We start from the raw sequence: 11,728 nt of genomic DNA, 5'->3' as shown, positions 1-11,728 counted from the left end.
AATACTTATTATTAATTAAAAGGTACTCTTTTCTTGAACATATGCCTCTTTACGTTACTAGTATGGAGAAGCCACATGTAATACCTGCATTAATTGAATATCATGAAAAACAAACATTTGGTAATAATATAAATATCAGTAGCACCTAACAAGTTTCTTAAACGGAATAAAAAACAGTTGGCTTTGTTCGTGCCTCACAAATTATAGCAAACAATTTTTGTCAGCTTAAGCCGGGCGTTAGCAGTTTTCACATGGAGTTTGTAATTGGAATATTATAGTGAAATAGTTAAACTTCTTGGTGGAACAACAATCGTCCTAGCCGCTTTGTTTGGTTTTATTGGGAAAATCTGGTTAAGTAGAATAATTGAGAGAGATAAAAGTGAATTATCTTTAGAAATTAAGAATCTTGAACAAGAAATCATTACAGCAAATAAACGCTTAGATGCTGAATTACAACACTCAATTTTCGTATCTCAAGTTCAGTTTGACAAAGAATACAAAGTTTATGGTGAGGTGTGGGCTAATTTAGTAGAGCTTAAAATAGCAACACAACAACTCAGACCAATGTTAGACCATATAGATCCAAGTCAAACAGAAGAAGAACGAAAGACTGAACGTTATAAGAACTTCATTGCACCATTTAATGACTTCTCAACCACAATGGAAAAGAATAAACCTTTTTTCTCTTTAACCGTGTACGAAACACTCAGTGCGATTAGAAAAGCTTGCCTCAACGAAGGCATTGAATATAAGCATGGAAAATCGAGTGACCTCAAATATTATCAGAGTGCTGAGAAAAACAGTAAGGAAATAAGTGTTTTAATTGAAGCCGCATGTGACGCTATAAGGTTTAGATTGAATGAGGTTCGAGTCCAATAAATTGCTAAAAAGGCATTTAAACGAAACAAAAACAGTGGGTTACGTTTCGCTTCGCTACACATTTTAACCCACTGTTTTTGTCCGCTTAATGCGGAGTTAGCACTCAGGAGTAAAATTTGAGTAGCGATAAAATTGAATCACTATATAAATATCGTCAGGTCGATGACTTAAGTATTGATGCACTTAAGAAAGGGAAGTTGTGGTATTCAAAGCCAGCAGGGTTGAATGATCCGCACGATGTTGCTCCAAGATGGAAAAAGAATTTTACTGATAAAGAGATTTTAGAAGACTACGTCATGTTACGTGAAAATAATGAATCATCTGAAGGTAAAGGAATTGCTGAAAAGATTAAAAAAATGCTATCAAAAGGTTGGTCGCACGAGCGCGTTCTGAGAAAAATAGACCAAATTTTAATGGCCTTTGATGGGAAAACTCAAAGAGCTATGCTTCAAGACGTACTCTATTATAATGAAACCGTCTTTGCTGGAATAGGCGTTTTAAGTCTATCAGAAGATCCGAAACACCCAGTAATGTGGGGAGCGTATGGCAATTCTCATAAAGGTTTTTGTTTAGGCTTTGAGTATCATGAAACAAATGTTCTTGGGCAATATGCAAATACAATTAATTACATAAATAAAATGCCTAAGCCCAGTATCAGACTTCTTGCTCATGACACTGGTGATGATGCCATTTATCAAATTGCATTTACTAAGTCGTTGGAGTGGGAATATGAGAAAGAGTGGAGAGTTTTAAAGACCGAAGGTAATGGGCTGTATCCGTATCCAGGGAAACTTACAGAAGTGGTTTTAGGGCTAAACATGTCTGAAGAAGATGAAAAAAAGATAAGAAGTGCTGTCGAAGAAAGTGGCTACAAACCTGTTTTCCTCAGATTAAGAAAGTATGTAGATGAATTTGGGTATGAATTAGTGCCTAGTGATGAGTGCTAACAAGTCAATAAACAAGGACCAAATACAGTTGGCTATTTTCGTTCCTCAAATTTTAGCCAACAATATTTTTCCTGTTATTAAGGCGTTAGCATTATAAGGGGGTTAGAATGTCAATCAACAATCTTGAGGTCTTACTAAATAAGACTGGAAATACTATAGATAAACAAAGAAATAAAAACAGAATAAAATTTACCACTAAAGCAAAACTTGAAAAACTTCTTCCTAAAAATGCGGGGCTTTATTGGATAGAAACAAACATGCCTGACGATGAAATTATAAAAAACATCAAATCAACTTCTGACAAAGTCAAAAAAGTCAGAGTGACAAAGCCAGAAGGTTTTGGTTTTTGTAAAGTTCAAGAAGATGGCTGTCGAGTGATTTACAGTGGAACGCAAGCAAATATTAAAAAACGTTTATTTGAGCATTTATTTAACGATGGGAGCAAAGATACAGCTAAGTTAGGATGCAACCTTGAAAGCAAAGAATGCGAAGAATATGAGTGGTTTATTAGTTATCATGAATTAGAAGACACCACCATAAGGTACGCGATAGAATCTTGGTGGAGAATAAATATAGGTTGGCCAAAGTTTTGTATAAGGTAATGCTATAAGGCGTTCAAACGGACAAAAAATACGTTGGCTATTTTTACTCTATTCAATATTTTAGCCAACAATTTTTTGCCGCTTAACGTGGCGTTATATTTTTCGGGAGTCCTGTGCTTTTAACAAAACAATCAGGTTTATTACTTAGAGAGCCAAATTTAGTCAATGCAGACTTAAGTTCTGTTATTGATTGGATGCATAATACCTTAGGAATAAACGTTTCACCGACTCGAATAGCATTTTATAAAAAACATTTAAACTCAAAAGAAAAAATAGAAACGTTAGCGGAATATCGGAAATACATATTAATTCATAAAGAAGTTGATGATTTTTTGCGCGTTTGTAAAGTCTTTAGAGAGTATCCAAATGAAGTTATTTTTGACAAAATAAAAAAAATCGCATCTGGAACTCATTACAGAGAAAAAAATATAGAGTGTAAAGACCCATCACGAAATTATCTATATGAGCTGTCCATAGCCTCAAAATTTATTAAAGCTGGTTTTGAAGTCGATGTTTCTGGTGACTGTGATGTTGTAGTAAAAGCTTACGATAAAACAGTATTCATTGAATGCAAGCGTTTAAAGTCCGAGTCTCAATTAGCTAAAAGGATTAAATACGCCAACAAACAAATTATTAAAAGAATTGGTAGCAGTAAGAAAGATAAAATTGCCTATGTAGCGATTGATGTTACAGATTTAATTATTACTGACGATTGTGTAAAAGTTTATGAAAACGTTGAAGCTTTTGAAAAAGCTACGCAATTAGTACTTAAATCTTTTGCTCTTAAGTATAAAGAGAAAACTAAAGAATCTGTAAACAAACGAGTTTTAGGTGTTATTTTTAGCATCAGTAATATTGGGCTAATTCAATCTCAATCTGAAAATAGAGACCAGATTATTAATTGTCATTCTTTATATGTTGTTGGCTGTGAAAGAACAGAAATAGATTATTTATTTAATAATAATGTATTGAGTCAGCTAGTATAAAGAACGCAATAGAGGACACCCGCATCTTTTTGACTGAGCTTCAAGAGTAACCTATGGTTAAATAAGGCGCTGTTGTATTTGAGTGTTGGTTGCATTTTCTAGTTAATTTCAAAGTGCATATTCAACCCAGGCCTGATCGGAATGTTCTTTATTTTGTGTCATAAATCGAAACCAACTTAGATAATTCTCCAAATAGTCTGTGCCAACACCACAAAATCGCTTAAGCCAAGACTTCCAACGCATCATGTAATTGTTCAAAGTTTGAATGTGATAAACACCTTCAAAATGTTGCAATAGAGGACACCCGCATCTTTTTGACTGAGCTTCAAGAGTAATCTATGGTTAAATGAAAAACATAGATTTCCCTTGGAGGCTTTATGACACAATCCCGCGATATGTTAATTTCACTTGCTGATACCCCTTATTACCATTGTATATCCCGTTGTGTACGTCGTGCTTTTTTGTGTGGTAATGATAAATATTCAGGACAAAGTTTCGAGCACCGTCGCCAGTGGATGATAGATCGCATTCGCCACTTAACGCATGTTTTTTCAATTGAAGTGTGTGCTTATGCCATCATGTCCAATCACTACCACCTTGTTTTATATGTCAATGAAGAGGCATCGTTAACCTGCTCTGATGATGAAATATGTGTGCGTTGGAGTCAAATCTATACGCTTTCACCGCTTGTAGTGCGCTGGCAAAAAGGCGAGTTAACATCAGATATTCAAAAAGAAGCCGCGCTTGAAATTATTGCAAAGTGGCGTAAACGTTTATCGAGTATTTCTTGGTTCATGCGTTGTCTAAATGAATTTATCGCTGTCAAAGCGAATAAAGAAGATAAATGCAAGGGGCGCTTCTGGGAAGGGCGATTCAAATCTCAAGCCTTGCTTGATGAGAACGCATTATTAACCTGCATGGCGTATGTCGATTTGAATCCTATCCGCGCTAAGATGGCATCAAGTGTTGATAAATCGGAATATACCTCTGTTTTTGAACGTATTCATAACAAATCAAATGAAACAGAAAAGAGCCATGAAGTTGAAAATACGCGATTGGTAAAATTCATCGGCGCAGAGCATCAAGATGAAGCACAGGGTATTCATTTTACCTTAATCGATTACCTCGAACTTGTTGATTGGACTGGCCGCATTATTCGCGAAGGTAAGCGAGGTGCAATATCATCACAAGCGCCTGCTTTATTAATATCACTTGGGTTAGATAACGACACCTGGCTGAGTTTAGCCAATGATTTCGGTAAAGAATATCATGGTGCCGTCGGGTCATTGGAAGAACTCGCGTTGTTTGCCTCGCATACGGGTAAAAAGTGGATATCGGGTCAGAACAAGTTACGACAAATTTACCACTGATTTTTTAAGAGTAAGATTTAATAACACACATGATGAGTGCCTCACTTAAGTTTATTGTGCCTATAAATCATCAATCTCATGTATTTTCCTCATTTTATCTTCTCCCTCAATATTTTTAGTGAATAAACAGGCATTTCGTTTGTTGTTATCTATTTCAGAAAGCTATTTTTCATTAATATCGCCGAATCAAGAAAGGGATGTCCTGTTTTACTTCAGAAAGGGATGTCCTTACTTCCGGATTACGTACCAAAGGAGTGTATAATAGCTACCAGTCTGGTGGGAATTGGCAAAAAAAAGTAGCAGTACAAACCGCAGGGTTTGGATTTGGAGCCGCTGGGGCAATGGTACTGGGGGGCGCTGCTGCAAAATTTGTACTTGGTCTCGCATTAGCTTCAACACCACTTGGTTGGGTTATTGTCATTGGCGTAGGATTGTCAGCCGGTTACGCTGCTGGAGTTGCTGGTGACGCTTTCGGTCAAGGAGTTGCAAATAAAGCATATGATGTTGGCTCATTCCTGAATACTTTATAGGTGATATATGCCGGAATTAACACTTATTGATTATTTATATATAGTATCGGTTTGTGCCTTTTTTAATTGGGCAATTGCTACGTTTATTTTTAACCGTATCACAGTGCGTTTTATTGATAAAAGCATAAAGGCTGCCGGTGAAACATGCGCAGAATGGGATAAAGGGGTTGGTATGAGAGTTGTGCTTTATGCGATGACTATTGTGCAAAAAAAAGCACAAGAAGTTTCTTTAATAAACGAAGATTTGGTTAAAAAATATGCGAGAAAAAAAGATACTACATTAGCATGGTATTACTGCCTTTCATCAGTAGCTTTTTTTGCTCTTATGTTTTCTATGTATTTTATTATTGAATAGATCCGAAAATTATTACTCTGCTATATATAAAGAGCTGTATTTCAAGCTAGTGAGGACTGGATTTTAAACGTGAATTTTAAGATCTCAGATAAAATCGATAAGCTAAAAATGAGCAAAGTCCTAATTAGAATAACACTCTAATTGGTAGGTTTCTAAGTCGTAATGTGGGCGAAAGCGACTTAGCTTAGTAAGCAATTTTCGATCATAAAACCAATGAGAGAATATTGAATAGGTTCACTTCACTTCACTTCACTTCAATTCAGTGAACAGAATTTATCTTCCACAACAGCAGCAAACTAGAAAGTAAAAAGGAGCCAAAGGCTCCTTTTTTGATTTTACTGACAGCTGACAGCTCGAAGCTAAAAGCTAACTATCACCCCACATTCAAAGGTATTGCTAACAGACTACTAATACCGATGATTAACATCTGTGTGCCGATAACAGCAAGAATAAGGCCCATTAACCGCGTGACTATAGTTAATCCACCTTCGCCAAGCAGTGATAAGACTTTCGCGCTATAGATAAAGCACAGGAAGGTAACAACACATAATAATGCAAAAACACTAATAACCACAATGATATCCATAATATTACCCGATGAAGAGTAATTCATGGCAGTTGCAATTGTTCCGGGGCCAGCAAGTAGTGGCACGGCAAGCGGAGAAATAGCGATATCAGCATCGGTATTTTGCTCTGGTGAGTGCAATTTTGAGCCATTGCCGTTAAGCATGTGATAACCAATAATAAAAACTAAAATCCCTCCTGTGATACGTAATGCAGGTAAAGTGATTCCAAATAAATGAAAGATCGCTTTACCTAATAATGCAAAAGCACAGATGATAAAAAAGGTGGTGACTAGGGCTTTAGTGGCGATTTTTACTTGTTCAGTATGTGTTCGGTGGCCTGCTAAACCTGCAAAGGCGGCCGTATTTGCTATTGGGTTCATTATCGCAAAAAAGCCTAAGAATACGGTGATAATCTGAGTATAAAGTTCGTTCATGTTTTAGCCTTACTGTTGTTGAAAAGCGTTAAGTTGATTGTTTTATTCGTACGGCAAGCTAGGCCGTCACTGTTATTGCATTGTGCATCAGACAATACACTTTGTCTTGCACATATTAGTGGCTCATAGAGTATTTAAATAACGACTTCCTGCACGCTTGCCTTGATAACACTTATTTTCACTGCCTAATACAAAATCATATATTTAATGCACTGGGTATCACTATTTTTATCTGCCTGTGAACTTGGTAATAACCCCATTAAGTCTTAGAATTATTCTATAGGCTTATTATTAGTAAAAATGGCTGTGTAAAGTGGTTATATGAAGTGCGTTGAAAATGAGGGTGGTTAAGATGTTTGATTCAATCGATGAAAATGCAGATTATTCTAGTGACTTGCTAGGGCAGTGGTCTGAGACACTTAATTTAATTGCAGATATATTTAATATATCCAGCGTGTTAATTATGAAGTTAGACTGCGATAAAATTAAAGTCTTTGCTAAAAACAAAAACGATAAAAATCCTTATCAGATCGGTGATTCCGATGTCTTGCAAGGCTCTGGTTTGTATTGTGAGCGAGTGGTAAAAACCCAAGCGCTACTGGAAGTGAAAAATGCCTTAAAAGATCCTGATTGGGATAAAAATCCTGACATTAAACTTAATCAAATCTATTACCTTGGGGTGCCAATCACCAGTCGTGATGGCGAAGAGTTTGGTACGCTGTGTATACTTGATGATCATGAAAGAACGTTCGACTCAAAATACCACCAATTACTGTTTAATTTAAAAGATAATATCGTTAATCAACTGCATAGCTATGATTTACAACGACAGGTAATGAGCCAACAAAATGTAGATTGTATAGAAAAATTAATCTGTGGTATGGCGCATCAGCTGAATACACCAACGGGTATTTCGATTACAGCGACAAGCACATTAAACACTGTGTTTACTGAGCTTTCAGATAATTTACATCATAAAACGTTAACTCAAAAACAGCTGACTGAATTTGAACAAACAGCCACTTCATGCCTCGATCTGATACAGGTGAATTTAAATAAAACCGCATATTTAGTGGATCGTTTTAAACAAATATCATCACAATTTTCATCTAATATAACAGAGGTTATGATTGATATTTTTCTGCAAGGCATGGTGAATGTTTTTAAAATTCAGTACCCTAATAATGTTAAATTTATACTCAATACACCTGCAAAAATCCACTTAATCACGATTCCACATCTATTACAAAATGCGCTTACTCAGTTGGTTGATAACTCAATTGAACATGGGTTTTTAGGACGTGAATCGGATAATGAAATTGTAATTAACATAGAAAAATTGAACAATGGCATAGACATTACCTATGTAGATAATGGCTGTGGCATCGCTAAAAGTATGGCTTGTGATGTATTCATGCCATTTTCTAGTCTAGAGAAAGGAAGCAATCTAGGGTTAGGTTTAAGTGTGGTTCAAAACATTATTGTTATGCAATTAAAAGGGCAGATTAGTCTGTGCGAACATGAACATGAACATGGGGTCAAATTTAAGATACATTTGCCCAGTTTATCATTCAATGATACAAGTCATTAGCCACAGAAATTATCTGTTAAGTGAGTTAATACAGTAACGCTCACTTTAATAAAATACGTAGCACAGAGCATCAATATAAGCGTTTTTATCCTCTGTATTTGTCATTTCCTCTCTTTCGTTATTTTCAGCTTAATTTCCTAACGCTAATATCCTAAAACTAATCTCCTAACACTAGTCTCCTAACAACAAAGCCCTTAAAAACCCCTTAAATTCACGTAAAAACACTGATTAAATATAAATAAACTTGCCAATAACAGCACATTTATGTGAACTAGATCTCTTTTGTGTGTGTTACTTTGTTGATGTATAAATTTAAATGATATAGATTATCATTCCCATTTGTATTTAACGGAGTAATGATGAAAACAATTAAAATATTAGGTTTACTGGCTTTTGCGACATCAATGACGGTTGCTGCCAATAATGCCATTGTGTTCCCTGGTCCATCAAATACCGCAGTCGAAAATGCACCGGTTGTTTTTCCGGTAGATAAAACACCTGTGCCACTGGTTGGCGGTTACCAAATTGAGAATGGTATTTTAACCTCAAGCACATACAACTGCGGTATTAATATTAGCGATTTGGACATAGAAGCAAAACTGAAGTGGGATGGTGCGACACCACAATTACTGATCGTTGGTACTTATAAAGGCATCATGTGTCGTTCTGGAGTGACTGGCCCAATATCCGTTGATCTGTCAAAATTTATTCAACGCACACCGACTTATATTCTAGATAGACTGGTTGTAGCTAATCACGCGCCACTTAATCTGTAATTATCGACAAGATTGATCTCTCACCTACTGAACTCAGTGGTTATTATTGCTGGGCTCTTTAGGTGTTTTTCCTCTTAACATATAAGAAAAATACATATGAAACTAACCAATTTGATGCTTGTTTCGTCTTTGCTTTCAACGGGGGCATCGGCTTTAGGGATTTGCCAGGTAGGAGACGATCTTAATATCCTTAATAAACAATCATTCGATCATTTAAGTGAAAATAATTACCGCGCGTTTAGTGACGACATTCTTCCTGAAGATCTTTTTCCTGCAGTACCTGATCACTTCTCAAGCCTAAAACCTAGCCTAAGTGAGGCTGCTGACGTTTACGCTCAAACTGCGTCACTAGTTGGAACCGGTCCCTCTGGAGCGTTTGTATTAGAAGCGGAAGAGGCGACGCGTTTACTAACAACGATTGGTCGTACAACTGCTCGAGTGGGCAGTGTTGTGCTTGAAGCCTTAGGTCCGGTGGGAGATGCTGTTGCTGTTGGTTTTTGGGCACAGGATGTCGCCGAAACCTTCCAAGATGAATCTCGTACTTCCTACGACCGTTTTGCAACTGTGATGGAATTGGTTGATTGGTTTGGTGTTTTAAAATTACCGGAGCGCCAAATAGACCGTTATATTCTCAGTCAGCGCTGGGATAACATGGCGGCAGGGAATCATTATAGCTTTACGATTCATGACGATATTGTCTCTCAGCAAGACTTAAGAGATAAAAAACACTGGGCTGAGCTTGCCAATAAACAGCATCAAACTCTGGAATATATTGTTAAAAACTATGCTTCAGATGTCGCGTTAAAATATCAGCTTCATTACCAAGAAGTGGTTAAAGCGCAAACCATTATCACCAATGAGTTACTTAGTGCTGTTGATCAAGAGCGACAGAAAAGCATTCATTTTCAGTTAGCGATTAATAAAGATAATACACGTCTGTTTTCCTCAGATATCACGTCTATTTGTAAGGCTGAAAGTGATGCGTTATTCGCGTTATATCCTGAGTCAGCAGGCAATAATCAACGCCCACCCGAAACCCCTAGCGCACGAATTGCAAAGAATACATTATCAGCGTTGCAGCAGTGCCAGCAAACTGTGCTGAATCAGGCTGTTGTAATACTTGATGACATACGTAACGACCGACAAGTAAACCTTAATCAAGCCGCGTTAAAACAGCTTTATACTCGTACGTTGAATGCCAAAAAGATGATAGCTGAAACCGCTGATAATCATATTCGCATTATAAATAGCAAGTTACAGGATGCGATGAGAAGTGATGGCTTAGCGCTGATTAATAACCTCTTTGATTCTGGTTCCGTCAGCACGGCACATAATTTTTTCAAAGAGCAAGCCAATCGTTATGCAGTTGATGAAATGGCGCGCAGTGTGCTTTATCGACCCGCTACAGCGAGCGAACTACGCTCCAAGGTGATTGTGTTGCAAGACAGTTATCGTCGTTGTTCAAGTTTTGGCATATTAGCGGGTGATCCTAACTTTCGTGGTTGCTTGGTACATACTCGTGTTCCCGCTGAAACGCGTCGATTTGAGCCTTCACAAGATGACATTATTAATAAAATTAAAATGCCATTACGTGAAACTTATTATGCTGTGTTTAATAGTGCGCTAAATACATTAATCAATGAGGGCTGGCATGCAGAGAATGAAGAGCAGTGGCTTGAACAGCAAATTATTGATTTCTCACAACAGCAAAAGAATATTGTTCAGGGGCGAGAAATTAAAGCAAATGTGTATCGTTGGTTATTTGATGCACGAAATCAGTTAGGCAGTGAATGTACAAGTGAAATTCAATGTGCAGGTTGGGCTAAATCCTATTTAGCCAGAGAAAACTTGTCACGCAACTCATCACTTTCTGATATTGCAGCTTGGTTAGCTAATTATAGTGGCCGCGGTGCAAATGTTCATCGTCAGCGTCTTGCAAAATTGGATCAATTAATTGCGCCTGCTTTAGAAAGTGAATGGAAAGCAAAGCAAGCTACGCAGTTTTATAGTTATGCCTATCCTGGCAGTTTTGATTTACAAAAATATGCGCCTCTAATCGCAACAGCCTTACAGGATGCGCCAATTGATGTGACTAATTTATCTGGCCATATGCTCCCTTTAGCCAAAAGTATCGTTAAAGCACGTTTGCTTGAAGCCATTGAATTAGGCAAAGAGAAAGAGGCGGGGTGGTTGATTTCTCAGGTGGGCGATTTACATCGTTACGCCGCCATTGTACACGCTCAGAATACCACGCTTGGGCGCACTTCTGCCGGTATGGATGAATCATCGGTGCTATTTTCTGAGATGCTACCCGCTTATATTCTGCGCTACTTAGTGTCTGATTTAATCCCTGATAATTACGATGCACGTTTGAATAATGCAATCACGGCTTTATATAACCCCACATCTGTTTTAGGGCAAAAAATAACCCAGCTAGTCTCTGCAAATCAGACGCTTAACAGTGCGTTAAATTCAACCTGCACACTCAATTTTAGTCCGCTTAAAGAGGCCTTAGTCAATGTTGCCGCCGATGAGTCTCTTTATTGGTTATCGCCCATTTCTGATTGGTTAGATAATTTAACGCGTCAGCAATTAATGAGCCAAGCCACGATTCGCTGGGCGATGATGAAACAAGCTGAACTGGGCATTGAGTGTCGCTTGAGCACGGCGAATGATCTCAGTGTTTTATAAC

The 11,728-nt window shown here is 37.4% G+C and carries 11 protein-coding genes and 1 pseudogene; 10 read left to right on the top strand and 2 right to left on the bottom strand.

The window, feature by feature from the left end; translation table 11 throughout:
* Positions 1-264 precede the first annotated feature (264 nt).
* The 4 genes from CXF74_RS11230 to CXF74_RS11215 all read left to right on the top strand — a co-directional run bounded on the left by CXF74_RS11230 (position 265) and on the right by CXF74_RS11215 (position 3,414).
* Positions 265-879 (top strand): hypothetical protein, encoded by a 615-nt coding sequence (locus CXF74_RS11230; RefSeq protein WP_101082535.1) that lies wholly within the window; start codon positions 265-267, stop codon positions 877-879.
* 116 nt (positions 880-995) lie between these two features.
* Positions 996-1,826 carry a DUF2971 domain-containing protein gene (locus CXF74_RS11225; protein WP_101082534.1) on the top strand — a complete coding sequence of 277 codons (831 nt, stop codon included), beginning with the start codon at positions 996-998 and terminating at the stop codon, positions 1,824-1,826.
* A 107-nt stretch (positions 1,827-1,933) separates the two neighbouring features.
* Positions 1,934-2,428: a hypothetical protein gene (locus tag CXF74_RS11220; RefSeq protein WP_101082533.1), complete on the top strand. Its 495-nt coding sequence runs from the start codon at positions 1,934-1,936 to the stop codon at positions 2,426-2,428.
* Positions 2,429-2,541: 113 nt separating this feature from the next.
* A complete protein-coding gene (locus CXF74_RS11215) occupies positions 2,542-3,414 on the top strand; it encodes a hypothetical protein (protein WP_101082532.1) in 873 nt (290 codons plus the stop codon).
* A 108-nt stretch (positions 3,415-3,522) separates the two neighbouring features.
* Here the strand turns inward: CXF74_RS11215 and CXF74_RS22525 are convergent.
* Positions 3,523-3,696 (bottom strand): annotated as a pseudogene (locus CXF74_RS22525) (IS1595-like element ISMrsp1 family transposase); the annotation flags it as partial.
* A 95-nt stretch (positions 3,697-3,791) separates the two neighbouring features.
* Here CXF74_RS22525 and CXF74_RS11210 point away from each other — a divergent pair.
* The 3 genes from CXF74_RS11210 (at position 3,792) to CXF74_RS11200 (ending at position 5,669) form a co-directional block, all read left to right on the top strand.
* Complete coding sequence (locus CXF74_RS11210) at positions 3,792-4,784, top strand: transposase (protein WP_101082531.1); 993 nt, start codon at positions 3,792-3,794, stop codon at positions 4,782-4,784.
* 254 nt (positions 4,785-5,038) lie between these two features.
* Positions 5,039-5,314, top strand: coding sequence for a hypothetical protein (locus CXF74_RS11205; protein WP_101082530.1), 276 nt, complete (start codon positions 5,039-5,041; stop codon positions 5,312-5,314).
* Between the two features lie 7 nt (positions 5,315-5,321).
* Positions 5,322-5,669, top strand: coding sequence for a hypothetical protein (locus CXF74_RS11200; protein ID WP_101082529.1), 348 nt, complete (start codon positions 5,322-5,324; stop codon positions 5,667-5,669).
* A gap of 373 nt (positions 5,670-6,042) precedes the next feature.
* Here CXF74_RS11200 and CXF74_RS11195 read toward each other — a convergent pair whose 3' ends face one another.
* Positions 6,043-6,669, bottom strand: coding sequence for a MarC family protein (locus tag CXF74_RS11195; RefSeq protein ID WP_101082528.1), 627 nt, complete (start codon positions 6,667-6,669; stop codon positions 6,043-6,045).
* 352 nt (positions 6,670-7,021) lie between these two features.
* Here CXF74_RS11195 and CXF74_RS11190 point away from each other — a divergent pair, with 352 nt between their 5' ends.
* From CXF74_RS11190 to CXF74_RS11180, 3 genes are all read left to right on the top strand, one after another.
* Positions 7,022-8,260 (top strand): GAF domain-containing sensor histidine kinase, encoded by a 1,239-nt coding sequence (locus CXF74_RS11190; protein ID WP_157822388.1) that lies wholly within the window; start codon positions 7,022-7,024, stop codon positions 8,258-8,260.
* A gap of 359 nt (positions 8,261-8,619) precedes the next feature.
* A complete protein-coding gene (locus CXF74_RS11185) occupies positions 8,620-9,036 on the top strand; it encodes a hypothetical protein (RefSeq protein WP_101082526.1) in 417 nt (138 codons plus the stop codon).
* Between the two features lie 96 nt (positions 9,037-9,132).
* Positions 9,133-11,727: a hypothetical protein gene (locus CXF74_RS11180; protein ID WP_101082525.1), complete on the top strand. Its 2,595-nt coding sequence runs from the start codon at positions 9,133-9,135 to the stop codon at positions 11,725-11,727.
* Position 11,728 lies beyond the last annotated feature (1 nt).

Source organism: Psychromonas sp. Urea-02u-13, assembly GCF_002835995.1.
Taxonomy (GTDB): Bacteria; Pseudomonadota; Gammaproteobacteria; order Enterobacterales; family Psychromonadaceae; genus Psychromonas.
The sequence above is the reverse complement of the archived record's forward strand: the minus strand, read 5'-3'. Positions and strand labels throughout refer to the sequence as shown.